Origin of the sequence: Olsenella sp. DNF00959 (genome assembly GCF_001553055.1) — a bacterium.
GTDB lineage: Bacteria > Actinomycetota > Coriobacteriia > Coriobacteriales > Atopobiaceae > Olsenella_I > Olsenella_I phocaeensis.
In genome coordinates this window covers 283,387-303,232 of the sequence record NZ_KQ960123.1, presented here as the reverse complement: position 1 = coordinate 303,232, position 19,846 = coordinate 283,387, and the positions used below count along the sequence as shown (strand labels likewise).

Here is a 19,846-nt window from a genome sequence, read left to right as displayed (position 1 = left end):
CGTGCTCGAGCTCTCTGGCATCCGCATACCCCTGGACCAGCTGGACGGCAGCGAGCGCCCGGAGGAGCTTGCCCTGAGGCGCGCCGTCCTCCGTCGATTGCACCTGACGCCCGACGACCTCGCGGCTGTCCAGCCGCGCAAGCGCTCGGTGGATGCGCGCAAGAAGTCGGACGTCCACTTCAGCTACAGCGCCCGCATGCAGCTGCGGGGAGGGGCCAACGCGGAAGCCGAGCTCCTGCGCAGGCTCAGGCGCCGCCACTCCCCCGTCCTGCGGCAGCTCCGCCAGGTCGAGGAGGATCGGCTCGCCTGGCCGGCCCACCTGGGCACCGCTCCCGTCCGGCGTCCCGTGGTCGTCGGGGCGGGCTGTGCCGGACTCTTCTGCGCGCTCTCGCTGGCCGAGGCCGGGCTCGAGCCCCTGCTCGTGGAGCGCGGCCGGGACGCACGGCGGCGCAGCGCCGACATCGAGCGCTTCAATCGCACCGGCGAGCTGGACCCCTCGAGCAACGTCCAGTTCGGCCTGGGCGGCGCCGGGACCTTCTCCGACGGAAAGCTGGGAACGGGCACGAAGAGCCCCGCGCACCGCCTCATCCTCCAGACCCTCGTGGACGCAGGCGCGTCGCGTCAGATCCTCTGGGACGCCAAGCCCCACGTGGGCAGCGACGTGCTGCCCACGGTGGTCACCAACGTCTGCCAGCGCATCCGCGATCTGGGCGGGGAGGTCCGCTTCGGCAGCAGGATGGTGGGACTCTCCCTTGCCGGGGGACGCGTCAGCGGCGTCACGCTCGAGGAGGAGCGTGCGGGGGGCATCCTCGTCGAGGAGCGCGTTCCCGCCACCGACGTGGTCCTGGCCTGCGGACACTCCGCCCGCGACGTCTTCGAGCTCCTGCGCGACTCCGGCGTCAGGCTGGAGCGCAAGACCTTCGCCATGGGCATGCGTATCGAGCACCCGCAGGCCCTCGTCGACCGCGCCCAGTATGGCCCCTTTGCGGGGCACCCCGCCCTGGGCGCCGCCCCCTACAAGCTGGTCGCCCACCTGGACTCCGGGCGCAGCGCCTTCTCGTTCTGCATGTGTCCCGGCGGATACGTCGTTGCCGCCGCGAGCGAGCCGGGCGGCGTGGTGACCAACGGCATGAGCCTCTCGGACCGCGCGGGCACCAACGCGAACTCGGGGCTCCTCGCCAACGTCTTCCCCGAGGACCTGCCCGGGGACGACGTCCTCGCCGGCGTGGGACTCCAGCGCCAGTGCGAGCGAGCGGCATTTTCGGCGGGAGGCGGCGCGTACGTGGCGCCCGCCCAGCTGGTGGGAGACTTCCTGCAGGGCGTCCCCTCCTCCGCCGGCGGGGAGGTGCGGCCCACCTACCCCCGCGGCGTGGCCTGGGGCGACGTCTCGTGCTGCCTTCCCGACTACGTGACAAAGACCCTGCGCGCGGCGATACCTGCCATGGACCACCAGCTGCACGGCTTCTCGCTCGCCGACGCCGTGCTCACGGGGGTCGAGAGCCGCTCGAGCTCTCCCGTCCGCATCACCAGGGGAGAGAACCTCCAGTCCACCTCGACTCCCGGCCTCTGGCCCTGCGGCGAGGGCGCGGGCTATGCGGGCGGCATCATGAGCGCGGCCACGGACGGACTGCGCGTGGCCGAGGCGCTGGTGGGGAGCCTGGCGTAGGGCGACGGAGAGGGACCCCCTACGTCCCAGGGTTCTCTCCCGCCTCCCCCATCGCCACCTGCGGAGGGTTTGCCTCCTTTTGGAGCGAAATCCCATCGTCGGGGTGTTGCCGTGGGTAGACCAACCCCAAGCGAGAACGGTTCGCGTGAATGGGGGGTGGCTCAAGATGCGGGAGGTCAGGGTCGACCGCTCGGCCGCAAGCCCCGAGGAGCAGAGGAAGACCGAGAGGTGGCACGAGTCGGTGAGGGACTCCATGCGCGAGCTGGGTGCCTCACAGGCAAACGTCGGTCTGGTGGTGCTGGTCGCCGTGGTGGTGATGGTCGCCGTCACCGTGGCGGGCAGAATGCTGGGCTGACGTTGCCCCCGAAGGGTGGCGGAGGTCAAAGGCGTGCGGCATGGCGCCTGCGGCATGGAATAGCGTGGAACAAATGACTTGCGACGCAAGGGGCCGACCGGCGGGAATTTCCCGCCGGTCGGCCCGATTCTCTTCTCTTAGCCGCGAGCTACTTGTCCCTGATGGCCTCGATCAGGCGCTTGAGCTCCTCGTCCTGGCCCATGCCCGTAACGAAGGCGACACCGTTGAAGGTAGGGACGTCAAGCTCCTCCTCGGTCTTCACCACGGGGATGTAGGCGTCGGCGTCCTTGAGCTGCTCTGCCAGAGAGTCCATGTCGACGGCAACGACGTTTGCCTCGACGCCCTCGGCAGCGAGCAGCTTGGCCACCTTCTGGGCGACCATGTGCGAAGTTGCGATTCCGTGACCACACGCGACGACTACCTTGGCGGACATGAGGCTCTCCTTCCACACTCGTGTAAGGAAAGAATAGCATGCCCTTCCGCCCACGTGAACGATGGGTCACGCATCATGGCTCAATGAGGTTCCTAGGCTCGAAACATGAGAGCGTGACACCCTCACGTTTTGCCAAGGCGCACGCGACACCAGCACGATCTCCCGTATCAATTACTGTCGGCTGTATACGTACGCTCGCCTGTGCCAAAAACGACGTAGAGATGCAACGGCCCACGGTCAACATGTTTTCTATGGCCTCGTTGGTGAGACAGCGATAGGGAATCTCATAGAACTCTCCCCGTTCGTACTTATCCATGTGCACAAGACCACGCGAGACCGAATGCACATCGATGTACCAGTCACCCCTCGCCACGGCATCGTCGAAGCGCCTTCGTGCGAGATAGTCCTCCTCGGTGAATGTGTAGGTACCATGCACGCGCCATGACTCCCTCACGCCCAACATGTCCGCCGTGCGAATAAGAAAGGCATGCTCGAAGCCGGGCATCATCTTCGTCAGGAAGTCTACGAGACGCCTTATCTTTCTGCGACCCTCAATAAGCGCATTCGAACGATCAAGGGTGCTCTCATTATTCTTCAGACCAGTGAGATGAGGACAGTTGAAGGCCATGCAACCTGGCATGCCAGGAAGCGAGAAGCACTGATAGTAGACGAGGTCTTCCTCCTTGAGCAATCCCTTTTCGACGCCTTTCCTGAACAGTGGCTCGAGCTTGAAGCCCTTAGCCACCACCATGGCAGACTCCCAAAAGTAGCCGTCAACAAGCGGTGAGAAATGGTCTCCGAGTGAAAGGCAATAGGCACGATAGGCGTCGATGTCGATGCCGGCCATCTCGAAGCGCAGGGATGACATCTGGTTGTGTCCCAGGCTATCTCCCCTGTCGCAGGGAACTCCTGCCATCCTCGACAGCAGGGCATCACCCGTCGCATCGACGAACTGGTCCGCCTCGATGCGCACGAACCCCTCAGGGCAGCCTGCGCAAATGGAGACGATGCGAACGCCCTCCACTTTCACGCCTGCGAGGCTGGCGCCAAACAGCACCTGGGCTCCAGCATCACTCACCAGATCATCAAGTACGCTCGACATCGCGTCTGGGTTATGCCAGACATATCCCATCGAGGCATTAAGCTCACGCGTTTCAAGGCCGCATGCGCGAAGACCCTCCTCGATGAGGGTGAGGTTTTGTCCGTGCCCCGGTACGAAGGACGGCATCATCGGGGAGACCAACGCTCGTGTCATTGAGCCTCCCAGAACGGAGCCGGCCTCAACGACGAGCGTGGAATTTCCTTCCCGTGCCGCGCTCGCAGCAACGCTTGCCCCTGCAGTGCCTCCACCAACGACCACGGTGTCCCAATGGCCAAGAAGCCGTGCCTCAACAACGTCTTTCTGCACGTTCATGAGAGCCCCCTTTGACAAACCGTCGTGCCGAAGCCACCAGTTCGACCACCTCGGTGCCGGTCATGGCACCATCTGCCAACAGCACGAGATAGTCGCTCGCTGTCGGCCTCACGGGACCACTTGCCATGTCGTAGGCAAAGGCATGAGCCGCAACCTCGCTCGGCGACGACAAGTGTCGACTCCTAACACGCAGGAGACCCTGCATGCACACTGGACGCATGCGCATGCCTACGCTCCTCCCCTCGCGATGCTCGAGGTAATGAAAGAACTCGTGAGCAATGTGCAGGTCGATGAGCCAGGAAAGGGTGTCCTTGGGCATACCGTCACCACATAGCGCAGCAAGCACCTCGCTCTTGTGCCGCAGCTGGGGCATGAACAGGTCAAGCGTGCCGCCATCTTTCTGGCATACCAGCCGTGCTTGTATGCGGTTTCGCACGGTAGTGTCCACCACACCCGTCTCAATCTGCCGTAAAAAGAAGCCATGCTCTGCAAGCGTGCTGAGCAGGTCATTCCCCACCCATTGGCAAGCAGCCTCATGGCCCGCCTCCATAGCATCGCGAACACAGGCCCTCTCCTCCTCGTCAGAAAGCTGGGATGCAAGCGGGTCCTTCAAGAATTCGAGCGCTGCGCACAGCTCGTCCGAGGACCCGAGCAGCTCGCGAGCAGCGTCAGACGGGTTTTCGTACAGCGCCGCAAGCATGGTCTCTAGTCCCGTGCGGCAACAGCAATGATGGTCTCATCACTGGCCACGAACTCGAGCTCCATCTCTGCCAGGCTCAGAAGCTGCTCCATATTGAGGACACCCGAGAGGTCACTCATCTTCTGGCCGAAGAACAGGAAGGTCTTCGGTAGCGTCTCACCCGCGTCACTGTACCTCGTCATATCGCTCACAAAGCGTGCGAACGAACCCTGCAGCTCCGAACGGGTGAACTGGAGCACACGCGCGTCATTGCGCTGCAGGCGAATGACGCCATCCTCGTCGAGCACGCGCACGACCTCTCGTTTGGAAGAGATGAGGCCGAAGAACGACTTCTTTTGCAGGGTTCCTGAGAGCACATGCCAGCGTCCCTGGACACACAAGGTGCTCACGTCACCTACAGGAATGCCCAACGCCTCGGCGACGATGGCCTTGAGTTCGTCGTCAGTTTTTGACCTCTGCACGCGGTCCTTGGTCCTGAGTTCGGTTGCCCCAGTCGCCGTAGCGCGAAGGATGTTACGTTGCGAATCAATTTCCACGGAGATGTCTACCGTGCGCTCATCAGCACCCGCGCGGGTGACCGCCTCCATGACATCATGGCGGATACGTCGTACATCTTCGTCACTAGGATTCGCCACGTTGCGCTCAATCTGCTCGCGCACGAGGGCAAGAGCCACGCCGATAGTGGAGATGTACGGAGCGTTGTGTGCCAGACGATGGCGAATGCCCATACGCTTGCCCAGTGCAGGCGCCACGACTGCAGCTGAGCCGCCGCCACCCACCAGGCTCGTGAGGTTGGGGTTGAGTGAATACTCGGTGACGAGCTGCGAGACGATGGCCTCGACCTTCGCCGTAGCAATGTCCACTACCTGATGGCAAAGCCCATCCACGCTCGTACCTAGTTGCTCCGCCAAAGCACCCCAGGCCAGACGCGCCACCTCGACGTTGCCGGCAGCATAATCGCCTTCTGGCACGTAGCCAAGCACGTTGGCCGCTCCCGTAAGCGTAAGCGCGAAGGACTTTCCACCCCCGCAGGAAATCGAAACGTAGTTGGCCTCATCATCCGGTAGTGGCGCCACGAGCTCCACCGCGGGAGAAAGCATGTCCTCGGGACGGGCGAACACCTCGTAGTCAAGATCGGCAATGTGTGCGGAGCGCGGCCCCACGTCAGAAAGGTGCCCATCCACCACCCTAATCATGGAACCACCCGCAATGCCAAGCGTACGTACATCAAGAGAGGTGAGATAGAGCTTGTGCCCGCCCACCTCGGCGTTCTTGATCATTACCTTCCCGTCCTTGATGACGGAAATATCCGTGGAAGTGCCACCAGCCTCAAGGAAGATGCCGTCCGTAACCTTCTCGTACATAAGGGCGCCAGCAACGCCGGCTGCGAGACCCGAGAGCATGGTGAGGATGGGACGCTTGCGCACTTCGTCGATGCTCATGACGCCGCCGTCGCAGCGCATAATCATGAGGGGGCGCGTGATACCCACGTCCTTTACGGCACCCTCGGTCATATTGGCCGTCTCCATCATGCGTGGAATGAGCGCCGCGTTGACCGCGGCAGTGCGGGTGCGTGCCTGTAGTCCATAGAGCTGCGAAATCTCGTAGCCACCAGTGGCGACTACGCCCTCTTGGTCGGCAATGCTGATGAGCCTGCGCTCGTTGGTGGAATCGTCCACCGAATAGCTCTCAGAGGCGACAATCACCTCACAGCCCTTGTCACGCAAGAGTTTGACCGCCTGACGCATGGAGCTGTCATCCAGATTCGACGAGTCAATGAACTCGTGCTCCGTCTCCAGATACTTGTCAGGGGCAAGCTTAATGTTGCCTACGGTCGTCTCGCCGTCAGCACGACCGACAAGGCCTCCGGCACCCATGCCCACGATGCCCACCTTCGCTACGTCGCCTTCGAGGAGGGCATTAGTCGCCTGGGTCGTCCCATGCGCAATGAAAGTCACGTCCTCAGGTGAGATGTCGTTATTCCTGAGCACATCGGCAATCGTCTGGACGATGCCGGCGGCCACGCCCCTGGGGTCGTGGTGCGTGGTGGGGACCTTCTCCTTCGCGATGACCTCATAGGTCTCATCATCGAGGACGACCGCATCCGTGAAGGTGCCGCCCACGTCGATGCCAATGCGTACTTTCCTGTCGGCCATGTGCCTTCCTTACGTGCCTCGAGTCGATTCGTGCTGGAGTGGTCCCAAGAAAGGGGCCACCCCATGAGTGCCGCACCCGCTAGAAGAGGACGACGGCCGTATAGACAAGGATGCAGAGTGCCATGACCATGGTGTAAGGCAGCGTCGACTTGAGAATGTCGTTGACGTCCACGCTCGCGTAGTCGGCAACGATCACGTTCTGCGTGTTGGTCGGGTCGGCAACGCACTGGACAACGCTCGTGGATCTCAGGGCCATGCCCACTGCAGGAGCGGAGAGTATGCCAGCTGCCGCAAAGATCTTCGCAAGGCCGGATCCAAGGCCATACATGTTAAGCGGGCCACGGTACAGGGCAAGAGGCGAGAGAACGGTGAACACGAGGACGTACACGATGGGGTTGGACGGGAGGATCTTGCTAATGATCGGCTGCATGAGTGCAGAGGTCGCCGTCGCGGACACGCCGTTCAGCAGGATGCCGATGCCAATCATGAGGCCAATGACGCCAGCAACGTCCTTGATTCCCTCAACGACGGAGCTCGAGAGCACCTGCACGGCATCTCGAGGACCAGAGATGAGGACCGTCGCGACGATGGTCACCAGCAGCGAGGTCTCGGCGTTCCACTTGAGGAAGAACACGAGGACGATGGGCACAAGCGGCATTACGAGGGCAACGGGGCTGACCTTCTTAGCACCAGTGCTGACGCTCATGGCCCAGGCGCTCGCCTTGGCGTCGCGTCTGACATTCACAAGGATGTAGGCGAGGGTCACGACAACGCACACGATGCCCATGACCACGGAGGTAGACGTGATGGTATCCATGCTCATGCCGATGGTGTCAACGTAGAGCTGATACTGGGATACGTTGAAGAGCAGGCCCATGTTGAGGCCCAACAGTACGAGCGACGCGGCGACAACAGGTTCGATGCCAGCGGAGAGGAACAGCGGAACAGCGATCTGGGCGACCATAATCACGGGTCCGGCACCGCTCATTGCAGTGAAGATGATCGCAGTCGCCGCGGTCAGCGCAATGGCGATGGCGACTGGCTTGTCACCGGCCATCTCGGCGGCCTTGCGGATGATAGCGTCAGAGATGCCCTCCTTCTGGACGACCTTCGCGAAGATCGCACCAAAGATGGTCACCGAAATCGTCGACATGAGCTTGGTGGCTCCGGAAGCGATCACGTAGGTGGTGATTGACTGGTCCTTGGTGGGGTCGGCACCCGCAGGCAGCGCGAACGGTACGCCGGCAATTGCCGCAATGAGGACTCCCATGCAGGGCAGCGCAAGGATTGCCGGGAGCTTTTTCGTCATCATGAGCGCAACGCCACCGATAAATACGGCGAGAATCAGCACCACTTGGAGTACTTCCATGTTTCCTCTTTTCTTCCGCACCTTCGAACTGCCTGTTTGCTCGTGTCAGGACGCTACGTCTCCTGACCTCTGTCAATGTCTACGACAGCAGGGGTAGTTCCGCAGCCCCCTCATCCGCGAGCGTAAACTCCAAAAAAGGGGAGCTAGTCTTCAAACGAGATGTGAGGTGAGCCGCGCCGCTTGAGGAAGGACCAATCTCTAACCATGCTTGTGGGGAGTACTATCTCCACAGAGTTAGCTATCCCATTAGGTCTAGCTTGCTCGCGTGGGTCATGAAAACCCAAAAGGTCTGGGAGAATGCGCTTTCGGTGAAAGGTCTATACACCACAGTTCTTCCATATTTTCAACACTTGCGGCAGGAGGTAAGGCATGGCAGAAGAGAACGAGAACAGGCACCTTGCCACTGATGCGAGCCTCCTGGGAAGGGCCTTCGAGTTCGCAGATCGATACCTCCCCGGAGGGCTTGTAACCTTCTATCCTGAGTTCTGCAACTCGGAAATCGCAGCCCGCTACTCTCCAAGGGGCAAAAGAAGCTTCGGCTATGCCTCGGGCATAGAACTCGTCCTGGCACTCAGGGATGACGCCGGCAGTAACCTTGACCTCATGATTCAGGACACTCCTCGTATATCGAAAGAACGGGAGCACTTTGCCAGATGGTGCGGGCAGATCGTACTGCGCTACCACGAGGCGTCGGGAGACTCCTTTGCCACGCTCCCGAAGACGCTTCCCCTTGAGAGATTACGCAGGCTTCACAATGAGCTCGGCGAGCAAGATATTGAGAAATGCCTACAAGAAATCATCTGCCGCACGACCAGGCACCACGACCAGACACAGCTCGCTATCCGGCGGCTGCAGAAATCCATCACACAGACGGACCTCGCGAGACTCTCTGGCGTGTCCCTGAGATCCATACAACAATACGAGCAACGGAAGAAAGACATCAATAAGGGCCAGGCGCTCTCGATTCTCAAGCTATCGCGTGTGCTCGGATGCAGCATGGAGGACCTCATCGAACCCGAGCACAAGCTAACGCTCAGTGAGAAATAGCCTCCTCTACCTTGACAAGCGGAAGGGTACGACGGAGAACAGGAAAGAAAATGCGTCGGTGTAAAAGAGTTTCTCGCTCGTACCAGAACAGTCGATGCTCGTGGGAATGAGTATCGTAGTCCGTATCCGACAGACCATGCACATCAAGACTCATCGCGCAGATGACGAGCGGCGGCACGGAACACATATGTAATCTTGCAGCGAGCTACCATCTGAGCTCTCCCAGAGGAGAAGCCAAGAGATGGAGGCGTCTCTTTCACATCAGTGCTTGCGCGGCTTGTACCTCCGCCTCGTGGCGTGGGCGCTGCCCTTGCGATCCGTTGCCTTGAGGCGCGCGATGACGTCCTCCGCGCTCGCACCCTCAAGCCGCGCCCTCAGGGCCACCACCTGGTCGCGAAGCACCGCCGCACGCTCGAAGTCCATGTCCGCGGAAGCCTGGATCATCTCGTCCTCAAGTGCCCCCAGCACGCGCGCGAGCTCGTCCTTGGGCAGGCCCGACAGCTCCTCGGCCACGGCGTCCGCGACTGCCTCGCGCCCCTCCGGGGTGTCCGCCGAGACACCCGCCTCCCCTGCCGCCGTGAAGAACTCCCCGTTCATGCGCGACTTGTCGTCCAGGGTCCGTGACGCCTCGTCGATGAAGCCCTTCACGTCGGTGATGGACTTGTTGATGGTCTTGGGGGTGATGCCGTGCTCGGCATTGAAGGCCTGCTGTATGCCGCGGCGGCGGGCAGTCTCGTCCATGGCGACGCGCATGGAGTCGGTCACGGAGTCCGCGTACATGATGACCTTGCCCTGGGCGTTGCGCGCGGCACGACCCATGGTCTGGATGAGGGAGCGGCGGTTGCGCAGGAAGCCCTCCTTGTCGGCATCCAGGATGGCCACGAGCGAGACCTCGGGGATGTCCAGGCCCTCGCGCAACAGGTTAATGCCCACCAAGACGTCGATCTTGCCCAGGCGCAGGTCGCGGATGATCTCTATGCGGTCGAGGGTCGCCGTGTCGGAGTGCATGTAGTTGACCTTGACGCCGGCATCCAGCAGGTGATCGGTGAGGTCCTCGGCCATGCGCTTGGTGAGCGTGGTGACCAGCACGCGCTCCTTGCGGGCGGTGCGCTCGCGAATCTCGTCCAGGAGGTCGTCGATCTGGCCGCGGACGGGCCTGAGCTCGACCTCGGGGTCCAAGAGCCCCGTCGGCCTGATGACCTGCTCGACCTCCTGCTGGCTCACGCCCTCCTCGTAGTCGCCCGGCGTGGCGGACACGTAGACGAACTGGGGGATGCGCCGTTCGAACTCGTCGAAGCGCAACGGGCGGTTGTCCAGCGCCGAGGGCAGGCGGAACCCGTGGTCCACCAGGGTTATCTTGCGCGCGCGGTCGCCCTCGTACATGCCGCGGATCTGCGGGACCGTGACGTGCGACTCGTCGATGATGCAGAGCATGTCGCGGGGGAAGTAGTCGATCAGCGTGTAGGGGGGCTCGCCCGCCGAGCGGCCGTCCATGTGACGTGAGTAGTTCTCGATACCCGAGCAATAGCCCATGGTCTCGAGCATCTCGAGGTCGTAGGCCGTGCGTTGCGAGAGCCTCTGCGCCTCGAGCAGCATGTCGTTGGCCTTGAGCTCCGCCACGCGCCCCTCCAGCTCCTCGCTGATGGTCTTGAGCGCGTGCGCCACCTTGGGCCGCTCCGTCACGTAGTGGGAGGCGGGCCAGATGGGGATGGCGTCGTACTCACGCACCACCTCGCCCGTCACGTTGTCTATCTCGGCTATGAGCTCGACCTCGTCACCGAAGAAGCTCACGCGCAGGGGGTTCTCCGCATAGGGCGGGTACACGTCCACGGTGTCGCCGCGCACGCGGAAGCTGCCACGGGCGAGGTCGTAGTCGTTGCGGTCGTACTGGATGTCGATGAGCTCGCGTATGAGGTCGTCGCGCTCCAGGGGCTGCGACTTGTCCACGTTGGGGGCGAGGCCCGCATAGTCCTGCGGGCTGCCGATGCCGTAGATGCAGCTCACCGACGCGACCACGATCACGTCCCGACGGCTGAGGAGGCTCGAAGTGGCCTGGTGACGTAGCTTCTCCACCTCCTCGTTGATGGAGGCGTCTTTCTCTATGTAGGTGTCTGACTGCGGGACGTAGGCCTCGGGCTGGTAGTAGTCGTAGTAGCTCACGAAGTATACGACGGCGTTGTTGGGGAAGAGCTCCTTCATCTCGCTCGCCACCTGGGCGGCGAGGGTCTTGTTGGGTTCCATGATCAGCGTGGGCTTCTGCACCGCCTCGATGGTCTTCGCCATGGAGAAGGTCTTGCCCGACCCGGTGACGCCCAGCAGCGTCTGGTAGCGCAGGCCCCGCTCGATGCCCTCGCTGAGCTTCTTGATGGCTTGGGGCTGGTCACCTGCGGGCTCGAAGGGAGAGACGACCTCTAGCCGCTCGTCACCGTGCTCCAAGCCGAAGCGCTTGAGCTCGGCGCCGAAGCGCTCCTTGGCCTCCGCCGTCCCGGCAAGGGGCTCGTAGCTTATGGTCTGCCCCTCGTCAGAGACGAACGTGCGCGGCTTCTGCTCCTGCGGCATGGCTGCCCCTCCCTCGCGGGCGCACTGCCCGCCGTCTGCTCACAGGAACAAGTGTACCCACATTCGGCGGCACCTCCGCAGCAGCATGTGCCCAGGGGTACCGGGCCGGACGCCGTCCCACGGGCGGGCAAGGGCCCCGACCGTCAGGAGAGCGCGAGGGAGGAGTCGCTCACTCCCTCAGGGTACAGCTCCTGGTAGCGGTCGTAGGCGTCGTTCACGCGCACCAGGTAGGCGGCGGTCTCGGCATACTCGATCTTGGACGAGATCTCTCCCCCGCCGCTGAGCCAGCCCTGGACGTTGCCCACCCCCGCGTTGTAGGCGGCGATGACCTCGTCGCGGCTTCCCAGCGCCTTCTGCAGGTAGGCTAGGTATGCCGTGCCGTACTCGATGTTCGTCGCTGGGTCGGTGAGCTCGCTGGGGTCGTAGCGCGAGGAGTCGACGAGCCCCAGGCGCGCCATCTCGCTTGCGGTGGCGGGCAGGAGCTGCATGAGCCCCACCGCCCCCGCGGACGAGCTCGCGTCGGCGTTCCAGCCCGATTCGCACTTGATGACGGCACAGGTCAGGTAGGGATCGACCCCATGCCTGCTCGAGGACTCGTTAATCTGGCTCGCATGGCTCACGGGGAAGAGCAGCTGCCTCACGACCTGCCTGGGCGCGAGGTCAGCGGCGAAGGTGAGCGCGCAGACCGCGAGCATCGCGAGGATGGGAAGGGTCCTGAACCACCTAAAGAAGCGCTCGTGGCGCATCAGGCCCTCCCCTCCTTGGGGCGGGAGCCCATGAGCGTGACGCATGCTCCGTCCACCACGCATCGACCTTTGCCGCAAGCCCCTCCTCGTCCGAGTCGTTTGCGAGCTCGACGTCACAGTGGGCGGAAAGGTACTCGTCCGTGGGCTGCAGCGCCATGCGGGCTGCGGCGTCCGCCCGGCCCATGCCGCGTGCCACCGCGCGCTCGAGCCTGGTCGGAGCGGGACAGCTCACCACCAGGACCTCGTCGGCAAGCGCAAGCAGGTCCTGGACGCGGTCGAGCAGGGGCACCTCCACCACGACGCAGGTGGGAGGCGCCGCCTCGGCCCTGGCCTCGTCGAGGAGCCGACCCAGGCGGGACTTGATGTGCGGGAGCTCGATGGCCTCGAGGCGGGACGTCCCCTCGGGCGTTGCAAACGCGCGACGGGCCAGGAGCCCTCGGTCGAGCTCTCCCGTCACGGGATCGAGCAGGTCGGCCCCGAAGGTGGCCGCGACCTCCACGAGGCACGGCTCGCCTGGAGCCAGGACGTCACGAGACAGCTGGTCGAGGTCGATCACGCGTGCCCCGCGGGCCGCAAGGAGACGGGTGACGGTCGACTTGCCCGATGCGATGCCGCCCGCCAGAAACACCACGTACATGACCCCTCCCCTCTTCCGTCCGTCGGGCATCCATCATCGCATGACGGTGGGACGCCCTTCTCGCTTCCATCAAATCGCTGGCTGCCGACGACCCCATCCGCACAAGCCAGGCGCGGCCGGACGAATCCGACCGCGCCTGGGGTGCCGACAGATTGCTCGTGAAGGCTAGGAGCGCAGCTCGAACTTCTCCCCGCAGCGAGGGCAGGTGACCCTGACCAGTCCCTTGCCGCGCGGCACGCGCACCACCTGGTTGCAGCGCGGGCAGCGGGCATGCTTGTACTCGCGGCTCTCCTTCAGGGCAGCGGGGGGGTTGCGCAGCCACAGGCGGGCCGGCCCGAGACGCTCCATCACGGCCTCGTTCTCCTTGCGACGGGCGGCCACATCAGGGGAGACGATCCTGAACACGGCATAGGCGACAAGGAGGACGACGACCACGGTGAGCCAGACCTGGCGCGCGAAGATGTTGACGACGGCGAGGACGAGGGCGAGAAGCCCGGCGCAGACTGCGAGCTCGTCGGCCCCATTGCGACCACGCATGAACTCCGCGGCCTTCCTGTTAAGATTGGCGTTAGCCATCACGTACCCCTTCTCGCTTCGTGAATCCCCCGTCGGGACCCGCCCGCTGGGCGCCTGTCCCTTTCAGGATGCCCGTTCGCAGACGCAATATTCCCGCACGCCCGACAACGCGCACCACAAACCCATAGGATAGCGCAGACGCCATCCCACGGCACCGGAGCGGGTCATGCGCACCCCCTCTCCCCGGTCTCCCGCAAAAAACGGGGCCGCCCGAAGGCGACCCCGTCAACGGCAAAGCAGGCAAGAGCCAGGAGGCTACTCCTCGACGGGAGCCTCCTCGTCGTCATCCTCGGGCTTGTCGAGGGGCTTGACCTCGACCTCGACGCCCAGGGTCTCGGCGGCGGACTTCATGGACAGGGAGATGCGACGACGGTCGAGGTCAATCTCCATGACCTTGACCTGCACGGTATCGCCCACGGCACAAACCTGCGCGGGAGCGTCGACGTGCTGCTTGGCCATCTCGGAGATGTGGACCAGGCCCTCGACGCCGTTGCCCAGGTCGACGAAGGCGCCGAAGGTGACGAGCTTGGTGACGGTGCCCTCGACGATGGCGCCCACGGGATACTTCTTGACCAGGGTCCTCCAGGGATCCTCGGTGGTCTGCTTGAGGCCCAGCGAGATGCGCTCGCGGTTGAGGTCGACGTCCAGGACCTGCACCTCGACCTCCTGGCCGACCTTGACGACCTCGGAGGGGTGGTTGACGTGGTTCCAGGAGAGCTCGGAGATGTGGATCAGGCCGTCGATGCCGCCCAGGTCCACGAAGGCGCCGAAGTCCACGATGGACGAGACGGAGCCCTTGAGGCGCATGCCAGGCTGGAGCTTCGAGAGGATCTCGGAGCGCTCGGCCTTGCGGGCCTCCTCAAGCACGACGCGACGGGAGAGGACGACGTTGTTGCGGTTGCGGTCCATCTCGATGACGCGAGCCTCGATGCGGGTGCCCAGGAAGGCGTTGAGGTCCTTGACGCGACGGAGGTCGACCAGGGAGGCGGGCAGGAAGCCGCGCAGGCCGATGTCCAGGATCAGGCCGCCCTTGACGACCTCGATGACCTCGCCCTCGACGTTCTCGCCGGCGTTGAACTTCTCCTCGACGCGGTTCCAGGCACGCTCGTACTCGGCACGCTTCTTGGAGAGGATCAGGCGACCCTCCTTGTCCTCCTTCTGAAGGACCAGGGCCTCGATGCCGTCGCCCAGGGCGACGACGTCCTCGGGGTTGATGTCCTTGCGGATGGAGAGCTCGCGAGAGGGAATGACGCCCTCGGACTTGAACCCGATGTCCAGCAGAACCTCATCGTGCTCGATCTTGACGACGGTGCCCGTCACAAGATCGCCCTCATCGAAGTCGGTGATGGTACCGTCGATGAGGCTGTTCATCTCCTCGTCTGAGACGTCATCCAGGGAGAAGATGGACGAGTTCTGAATCTCACTCAAAGGTGGACCCCTTTCGAAAACGGGGCCCCGATCTACATGATCGCTGCCTAGGGCGCTCTGCTGGTGCGTCGCGCAATCGGGAACTTACATGCTCTCGGGGGCCGACAGATACAGTCGTGCGGCACCTTGCCACACGTTGGACAGAATACCTTGACAAGATGGGGCATTTCAAGGTTCGCGAGCTTAAATCTGTATTTCCACGAGTCATGCCCGATGCCCGGCGGCCCCAGGCGACCGGGTGGGTAAGCTAGGGCCAGCAATGACGGAAGGGAGCTGCCCCCTCATGATCAAGGCCGTCCTCTTCGACCTGGACAACACCCTGCTCGACATCAACCTCAGCGCCTTCATCGCCCGCTACCTCTGGGCGGAGGCGCGCGTGCTCGCACGCATAGGCCGCACTCCCGTGCCCGTGGCCTATGCCTGGCTCTCGCGCTGCTACCTCGCGGTGGACTCCGCCACGCGCCAGGACGACCTCACGGGACGCGAGCTCTTCGACAAGACCTACCTGCGCCTCTCGAGCGTGCCGCTGGATGACCCGGCGGTCAGGGGTGCCATCGACTGCCTCGAGGGGGAGTGGATCGACCACCTGCGCGATGGGGTCACCCAGGCCAGGCCGCGCCCGGGCGCGCGCCGCTGCGTCAGGCGCGCGCAGGAGCTGGGATACACCGTGGCCCTGGCCACCAACCCGGTCTTCTCGCCCGCGGTGGACAGCGCACGCCTGAGATGGGCGGGACTGGACGACATCGACTTCGGCCTCGTCTCCACCCTCGAGAACTCCCGTCGCTCCAAGCCGAGCGCCCGCTACTACCAGGAGTTCATAGCCAGCCTGGGCTTCGTCCCCGAGGAGTGCCTCATGGTGGGCAACGACGCCGGGCGCGACATCCCCCGCCCCGACATCGGCCTGCGCACCGCATACGTGGGCCACGGCTGGCCCAGGGCCGCCGTCTGGCGCGGGAGCATCGGCAAGCTCGCGGACGAGCTGGGCGAGCTCGTGGCGCGACTTGACGCCGAGGACGAGGGTCACCGCTAAGGTCTGCGCACGGGACTCTTGACGGTCCCACGGCAGCTGGCCCTTTGCCGTTCGCCTTCACAATTCGGAGCCAGCGTGCGCACAGTTTTTCTGGCCCGCCCGCACGTTCGCACATGATATACAGTGCATCCTGTCAAGACGCGCACGCCCATCCTAGCTGGAGACCCGCATGGACCGAAGCTCGTACCTCAACCACGTCGCCATCCTCAACGAGGAGCTCGTCTGCGCGCTGGGCTGCACCGAGCCCATCGCCGTTGCCCTCGCGGCCGCCCTCGCAACCCGCACGCTAGGGCAGCGCCCCGAGCGCCTGAGGGTCGCCTGCAGCGGCAACATCATCAAGAACGTGAAGAGCGTCACCGTGCCCAACTCCGGCGGCATGCGCGGCATCGAAGCAGCAGCCGCCCTCGGCGCCATGGGTGGGGACCCCGACGGCTCGCTCGAGGTGCTCCAGAGCGTGAGCGAGCAGGACCGCCGGGACGCGCGCTCCCTCGTCGAGGATGGCCGCTGCGAGGTCGAGCTCGCGGAGGGCGTGCCCAACCTCTACGTCCGCGTGGTCGCCCTCGGCCAGGGCCACGAGGCCGCCGCCTGCATCGAGGAGCGCCACACCAACGTCTGCGAGCTCTCCCTTGACGGGGTGGCGACGGGCGTGGCGACCACCTCGGGGGGACCGGGTGAGGACGCAGGCGAGAGGCCTGCGGCAGACCGCTCGGCGCTCTCGCTCAGGTCCGTCTGGGACTTCGCCCACGAGCTCGAGCTGTCTGACGTGGACGAGCTGATCAGCGGACAGATAGAGACCAACCAGACCATCTCGAAGGCGGGGCTCGAGGACCGCTGGGGCGCGAACATCGGCTCCACGCTGCTCGCGAGCCGTCCCAACGACATCTCGTGCAAGGCCCGCGCGACCGCCGCTGCGGGGTCGGACGCCCGCATGAGCGGCTGCCCCCTTCCCGTCACCATCTGCTGTGGCAGCGGAAACCAGGGGATCACCTGCTCGCAGCCCGTGCTCGAATACGCCCACGAGCTCTGGAGCGACCACGAGACGCTGGTCCGCGCCGTCGCGCTCTCGGACCTCGTGGCCGTGCACGTCAAGTACTTCATCGGCGAGCTGAGCGCCTTCTGCGGCGCGGTGAGTGCGGCCTGTGGCGCCGGCGCCGGCATCTGCTACCTGCGCGGCGGGAGCTTCGCGCAGTTCGAGGCGACCATCGTGAACACCCTGGCCAACGTGGGCGGCATCGTCTGCGACGGTGCCAAGCCCAGCTGCGCGGCAAAGATATCGGCTGCCGTCGACGCGGCGATACTGGGTTGCGACATGGCGCTCGCGGACGACAACTTCCTCGCGGGCGACGGCCTGGTGGGCAAGGACGCCGAGGAGACCATCCGGTCCATGGGCTATGTGGGACGCGTGGGCATGCACCCAACCGACGTCGAGATCCTCAACATCATGATTGGCAAGACGGACACGTCCCTGTAGCCCCGTCGCACGAGGAGGCGGTCGGCATGTTGCCGGGCACCAATTGGAAGGAACCCTGGAAGCCCGTCGAGGGCAGCTCTTGGTGGAGCGAGATGCTCGAGGAGGATCGGCAGCAGATCGAATCGAGCAGGGCGAAGCTCCAAGAGGAGAGGCCCATCCGTTCCCGCCGACTCCCGCTCCCCCTCTGGGCGCGCCTCCTCGTCGTGGCGAGATGGTTCATTTGGGCAATCGTAGTCGTCGTGCTTGCCTGCGTCGCCATCGAGCTCATGTCCCTCACCTGAGCGAACCAGCAGAAAGCCCACAGAAAAACAGCTCTTGCCTTCTCTTCTGTATTACAATATTACCATAAAATAGAGGAGAGGAGCTGCAATGGACGCCATGGTCACCGCGCGCGTGCCCGTCGAGGTTCGCAACCAGGGAAACGCCATTCTGAAGCGCATCGGTTCGAGCCCCACGAAGCTCGTGAACGCAGCCTACGACTACGTGCTGAGACATGAGTCACTGCCCGACCAGGAGCCTTCCGCTCCCGCAGCAGGAGGGGAGCCCCAGAAGACCGTACGCATCATCACGCCAGAGATCCGGGCGCAGATCGAGGCCGCATTTGCGGCTGTGGCACTACCCACGCCTGTCGGGGGCTGGGACCCTCACGACTACAAGGAAATCATCGCCGAAGGAAAGCGGGCTGACTATGAAGCTCTTGGTTGATACTAACGTCCTGCTCGACTTCTTCGAGACGAGACAGCCCTTTGTCGAGGACTGGAAAAGGGTTTATGTCATGAGCTGCTTTCGCGATGCGGAGCTATGGATGTCCGCCAAGTCATACGCGGACATCTTCTATGTTGCACGAAAGCAGATGAGCAGCAAGACGGTACAGAGATCAATCATCGAATGCCTTTCCCTGGTCAAGACATGCGCCATAGATGGGGAGGACATCCGCTGGGCAGCAGAGCAGGGCTGGAAAGACTTCGAGGACTGCGTCGTAAGTAGGGCGGCACAGAAGGTGGGTGCCGACTACATCCTTACCCGCAGCGTGGAGGGCTTCGAGCGCTCGGCCGTCCCTGCCATCACCCCCGCCGACTTCCTGGCCCTTGTGGAGGAGAAGTACCACCTCATCTACGAGGAGATGCCCATGGCGCCTCTTACCTAGGCACGTCGCTCCTCAAGCGCCCGCTGCCCCTCAGGCGTCTGCGGCCCGCATCCCAAGTCCGACGACCAAGCCGACGTCCACCTTTGACGGGTGTGCCTAGGAGATGACGCGGTAGCCTGCCTCCGAGACCACTTCCCTATAGGCGTCGAGGTCGACAGGCTGCTTCGAGAGGACGTGGGCAGTCCGCGTGTCGAGGTCGACGCGCGCCCAGGTGCCCTCAATCGAATCGAGGGCGTTCTCGACGTTCCGCGCGCAATTCTGGCAGCTCATGCCCGCAACGGTGAGGTCTGTCGCGTAAGGGTAGTGCGCCTCGTCAGTGTCCTCAATCCTCGTCGCGCGGAACTTCTTCCCACTCGGTTTGGCATCGCCCGAGCAGCAGTCACGCCTGCCAGTGGCAGTTCCCACGGCACGGCGCAGGCCAAAGAACATGCCAATCAGAACGGCGACGATGATGATGACGTCTACGACCATGCGATTCCTCCAAGGACCATAAGTTTGACGTGGCAAACTATAGCACTTGGCAAAATGACCATGCGAGGCGCGCAAGGCAGACGAGAAGGCCTACCCCTCAAAGCCAGCATCCTCAAGGAGGGGTCCCAGCAGGCCGTCGGCGGCAGAGGTGGCAAGCTCGTCGCAGCGCTCGTTGAGCTCGGCCCCCGCATGTCCCTTGACCCAATGCCAGCTGAGCTCGTGGGGCTTCGCCGCCGCCAGCAGACGTTTCCAGAGGTCGGGGTTCTTGACCGGCTGCTTGCTGGCCGTCTTCCAGCCCTTCTTGAGCCACCCCCAGACCCAGCCCTTGTTGAAGGCGTTCACCACGTACTGCGAGTCAGAGTGGACTTCCACCTCGCAGGGACGCCTGAGCGCCTCGAGCGCGCTGATGACACCCAGTAGCTCCATGCGATTGTTCGTGGTGCGGCGATATCCCTGGGCGAGCTCCTTGACATGCAGCCCACCAGAGGGGTCGACGTAGCGCATGACCGCACCATAGCCGCCCGGTCCGGGGTTGCCACGCGAGGAGCCGTCCGTATAGACGACCACATGCATCATGGCTGGCTCCTCTCGCTTCCCGAAAGCCACCCCGTGTGGCTTGCGTGGTGCGGGCCATTGTACGA

Annotated in this window: 20 protein-coding genes; 8 read left to right on the top strand and 12 right to left on the bottom strand. The window is 63.7% G+C overall.

The features are described from left to right. Nucleotide 1 precedes the first annotated feature (1 nt). Entirely contained in the window at nucleotides 2-1,666 is a 1,665-nt protein-coding gene (locus HMPREF1868_RS01300) for an NAD(P)/FAD-dependent oxidoreductase (protein WP_062529697.1), read from the top strand. 166 nt (nucleotides 1,667-1,832) lie between these two features. After that, nucleotides 1,833-2,021, top strand: coding sequence for a hypothetical protein (locus HMPREF1868_RS01295; RefSeq protein ID WP_156439368.1), 189 nt, complete (start codon nucleotides 1,833-1,835; stop codon nucleotides 2,019-2,021). Between the two features lie 148 nt (nucleotides 2,022-2,169). Here the strand turns inward: HMPREF1868_RS01295 and HMPREF1868_RS01290 are convergent, their stop codons facing one another. The 5 genes from HMPREF1868_RS01290 to HMPREF1868_RS01270 form a co-directional block, all read right to left on the bottom strand. Continuing rightward, the gene (locus HMPREF1868_RS01290; RefSeq protein WP_062529693.1) at nucleotides 2,170-2,454 is read right to left on the bottom strand and encodes a PTS sugar transporter subunit IIB; all 285 of its coding nucleotides are present in this window, start codon (nucleotides 2,452-2,454) and stop codon (nucleotides 2,170-2,172) included. Between the two features lie 73 nt (nucleotides 2,455-2,527). Continuing rightward, nucleotides 2,528-3,868, bottom strand: coding sequence for an FAD-dependent oxidoreductase (locus tag HMPREF1868_RS01285; protein ID WP_062529691.1), 1,341 nt, complete (start codon nucleotides 3,866-3,868; stop codon nucleotides 2,528-2,530). After that, nucleotides 3,843-4,568: a hypothetical protein gene (locus HMPREF1868_RS01280; RefSeq protein WP_062529689.1), complete on the bottom strand. Its 726-nt coding sequence runs from the start codon at nucleotides 4,566-4,568 to the stop codon at nucleotides 3,843-3,845. The genes HMPREF1868_RS01285 and HMPREF1868_RS01280 overlap by 26 nt, the downstream gene beginning before the upstream one ends. Nucleotides 4,569-4,573: 5 nt before the next feature. After that, complete coding sequence (locus HMPREF1868_RS01275) at nucleotides 4,574-6,724, bottom strand: hydantoinase/oxoprolinase family protein (RefSeq protein ID WP_062529687.1); 2,151 nt, start codon at nucleotides 6,722-6,724, stop codon at nucleotides 4,574-4,576. A 79-nt stretch (nucleotides 6,725-6,803) separates the two neighbouring features. Next, nucleotides 6,804-8,093, bottom strand: a complete 1,290-nt coding sequence (locus tag HMPREF1868_RS01270) for a transporter (RefSeq protein WP_062529685.1) — start codon at nucleotides 8,091-8,093, stop codon at nucleotides 6,804-6,806. Nucleotides 8,094-8,462: 369 nt separating this feature from the next. Here HMPREF1868_RS01270 and HMPREF1868_RS01265 point away from each other — a divergent pair, with 369 nt between their 5' ends. Next, nucleotides 8,463-9,140 carry a helix-turn-helix transcriptional regulator gene (locus tag HMPREF1868_RS01265; protein ID WP_062529683.1) on the top strand — a complete coding sequence of 226 codons (678 nt, stop codon included), beginning with the start codon at nucleotides 8,463-8,465 and terminating at the stop codon, nucleotides 9,138-9,140. Nucleotides 9,141-9,401: 261 nt separating this feature from the next. Here the strand turns inward: HMPREF1868_RS01265 and uvrB are convergent, their stop codons facing one another. The 5 genes from uvrB to rpsA all read right to left on the bottom strand — a co-directional run bounded on the left by uvrB (nucleotide 9,402) and on the right by rpsA (nucleotide 15,086). Beyond that, nucleotides 9,402-11,699 carry an excinuclease ABC subunit UvrB gene (uvrB, locus tag HMPREF1868_RS01260; protein WP_231782224.1) on the bottom strand — a complete coding sequence of 766 codons (2,298 nt, stop codon included), beginning with the start codon at nucleotides 11,697-11,699 and terminating at the stop codon, nucleotides 9,402-9,404. Nucleotides 11,700-11,842: 143 nt separating this feature from the next. Continuing rightward, nucleotides 11,843-12,445: a lytic transglycosylase domain-containing protein gene (locus HMPREF1868_RS01255; protein WP_062529681.1), complete on the bottom strand. Its 603-nt coding sequence runs from the start codon at nucleotides 12,443-12,445 to the stop codon at nucleotides 11,843-11,845. Beyond that, nucleotides 12,423-13,082: a dephospho-CoA kinase gene (gene coaE / locus HMPREF1868_RS01250; RefSeq protein WP_062529679.1), complete on the bottom strand. Its 660-nt coding sequence runs from the start codon at nucleotides 13,080-13,082 to the stop codon at nucleotides 12,423-12,425. Before coaE ends, HMPREF1868_RS01255 begins: the two co-directional genes overlap by 23 nt. 165 nt (nucleotides 13,083-13,247) lie before the next feature. After that, the gene (locus HMPREF1868_RS01245; RefSeq protein WP_062529677.1) at nucleotides 13,248-13,658 is read right to left on the bottom strand and encodes a hypothetical protein; all 411 of its coding nucleotides are present in this window, start codon (nucleotides 13,656-13,658) and stop codon (nucleotides 13,248-13,250) included. A gap of 255 nt (nucleotides 13,659-13,913) precedes the next feature. Then, nucleotides 13,914-15,086, bottom strand: coding sequence for a 30S ribosomal protein S1 (rpsA, locus tag HMPREF1868_RS01240; protein ID WP_062529675.1), 1,173 nt, complete (start codon nucleotides 15,084-15,086; stop codon nucleotides 13,914-13,916). Between the two features lie 283 nt (nucleotides 15,087-15,369). Here rpsA and HMPREF1868_RS01235 point away from each other — a divergent pair, with 283 nt between their 5' ends. From HMPREF1868_RS01235 to HMPREF1868_RS01215, 5 genes are all read left to right on the top strand, one after another. After that, a complete protein-coding gene (locus HMPREF1868_RS01235) occupies nucleotides 15,370-16,116 on the top strand; it encodes an HAD family hydrolase (RefSeq protein WP_062529673.1) in 747 nt (248 codons plus the stop codon). Nucleotides 16,117-16,285: 169 nt separating this feature from the next. Continuing rightward, nucleotides 16,286-17,587: an L-cysteine desulfidase family protein gene (locus HMPREF1868_RS01230; RefSeq protein ID WP_062529670.1), complete on the top strand. Its 1,302-nt coding sequence runs from the start codon at nucleotides 16,286-16,288 to the stop codon at nucleotides 17,585-17,587. Between the two features lie 26 nt (nucleotides 17,588-17,613). Then, nucleotides 17,614-17,868 carry a hypothetical protein gene (locus HMPREF1868_RS01225; protein WP_062529668.1) on the top strand — a complete coding sequence of 85 codons (255 nt, stop codon included), beginning with the start codon at nucleotides 17,614-17,616 and terminating at the stop codon, nucleotides 17,866-17,868. Nucleotides 17,869-17,956: 88 nt separating this feature from the next. Then, nucleotides 17,957-18,292 (top strand): hypothetical protein, encoded by a 336-nt coding sequence (locus HMPREF1868_RS01220; RefSeq protein WP_009277888.1) that lies wholly within the window; start codon nucleotides 17,957-17,959, stop codon nucleotides 18,290-18,292. Further along, complete coding sequence (locus HMPREF1868_RS01215) at nucleotides 18,276-18,734, top strand: PIN domain-containing protein (RefSeq protein WP_062529666.1); 459 nt, start codon at nucleotides 18,276-18,278, stop codon at nucleotides 18,732-18,734. The genes HMPREF1868_RS01220 and HMPREF1868_RS01215 overlap by 17 nt, the downstream gene beginning before the upstream one ends. Before the next feature lie 96 nt (nucleotides 18,735-18,830). On the opposite strand, the gene HMPREF1868_RS01210 is transcribed toward HMPREF1868_RS01215, so the two are convergent. After that, nucleotides 18,831-19,205, bottom strand: coding sequence for a heavy-metal-associated domain-containing protein (locus HMPREF1868_RS01210; RefSeq protein WP_062529664.1), 375 nt, complete (start codon nucleotides 19,203-19,205; stop codon nucleotides 18,831-18,833). A gap of 90 nt (nucleotides 19,206-19,295) precedes the next feature. After that, the gene (gene rnhA, locus HMPREF1868_RS01205) at nucleotides 19,296-19,781 is read right to left on the bottom strand and encodes a ribonuclease HI (RefSeq protein WP_197414909.1); all 486 of its coding nucleotides are present in this window, start codon (nucleotides 19,779-19,781) and stop codon (nucleotides 19,296-19,298) included. Between the last annotated feature and the right edge of the window lie 65 nt (nucleotides 19,782-19,846).

What these genes read in the sequence shown, in the direction of transcription:
- HMPREF1868_RS01295 (WP_156439368.1), top strand. Translation starts at nt 1,833, where the DNA reads ATGCGGGAGGTCAGGGTCGACCGCTCGGCCGCAAGCCCCGAGGAGCAG.
- HMPREF1868_RS01290 (WP_062529693.1), bottom strand. Translation starts at nt 2,454, where the DNA reads ATGTCCGCCAAGGTAGTCGTCGCGTGTGGTCACGGAATCGCAACTTCG.
- HMPREF1868_RS01285 (WP_062529691.1), bottom strand. Translation starts at nt 3,868, where the DNA reads ATGAACGTGCAGAAAGACGTTGTTGAGGCACGGCTTCTTGGCCATTGG.
- HMPREF1868_RS01280 (WP_062529689.1), bottom strand. Translation starts at nt 4,568, where the DNA reads ATGCTTGCGGCGCTGTACGAAAACCCGTCTGACGCTGCTCGCGAGCTG.
- HMPREF1868_RS01275 (WP_062529687.1), bottom strand. Translation starts at nt 6,724, where the DNA reads ATGGCCGACAGGAAAGTACGCATTGGCATCGACGTGGGCGGCACCTTC.
- HMPREF1868_RS01270 (WP_062529685.1), bottom strand. Translation starts at nt 8,093, where the DNA reads ATGGAAGTACTCCAAGTGGTGCTGATTCTCGCCGTATTTATCGGTGGC.
- HMPREF1868_RS01265 (WP_062529683.1), top strand. Translation starts at nt 8,463, where the DNA reads ATGGCAGAAGAGAACGAGAACAGGCACCTTGCCACTGATGCGAGCCTC.
- uvrB (WP_231782224.1), bottom strand. Translation starts at nt 11,699, where the DNA reads ATGCCGCAGGAGCAGAAGCCGCGCACGTTCGTCTCTGACGAGGGGCAG.
- HMPREF1868_RS01255 (WP_062529681.1), bottom strand. Translation starts at nt 12,445, where the DNA reads ATGCGCCACGAGCGCTTCTTTAGGTGGTTCAGGACCCTTCCCATCCTC.
- coaE (WP_062529679.1), bottom strand. Translation starts at nt 13,082, where the DNA reads ATGTACGTGGTGTTTCTGGCGGGCGGCATCGCATCGGGCAAGTCGACC.
- HMPREF1868_RS01245 (WP_062529677.1), bottom strand. Translation starts at nt 13,658, where the DNA reads ATGGCTAACGCCAATCTTAACAGGAAGGCCGCGGAGTTCATGCGTGGT.
- HMPREF1868_RS01235 (WP_062529673.1), top strand. Translation starts at nt 15,370, where the DNA reads ATGATCAAGGCCGTCCTCTTCGACCTGGACAACACCCTGCTCGACATC.
- HMPREF1868_RS01230 (WP_062529670.1), top strand. Translation starts at nt 16,286, where the DNA reads ATGGACCGAAGCTCGTACCTCAACCACGTCGCCATCCTCAACGAGGAG.
- HMPREF1868_RS01225 (WP_062529668.1), top strand. Translation starts at nt 17,614, where the DNA reads ATGTTGCCGGGCACCAATTGGAAGGAACCCTGGAAGCCCGTCGAGGGC.
- HMPREF1868_RS01220 (WP_009277888.1), top strand. Translation starts at nt 17,957, where the DNA reads ATGGACGCCATGGTCACCGCGCGCGTGCCCGTCGAGGTTCGCAACCAG.
- HMPREF1868_RS01215 (WP_062529666.1), top strand. Translation starts at nt 18,276, where the DNA reads ATGAAGCTCTTGGTTGATACTAACGTCCTGCTCGACTTCTTCGAGACG.
- HMPREF1868_RS01210 (WP_062529664.1), bottom strand. Translation starts at nt 19,205, where the DNA reads ATGGTCGTAGACGTCATCATCATCGTCGCCGTTCTGATTGGCATGTTC.
- rnhA (WP_197414909.1), bottom strand. Translation starts at nt 19,781, where the DNA reads ATGATGCATGTGGTCGTCTATACGGACGGCTCCTCGCGTGGCAACCCC.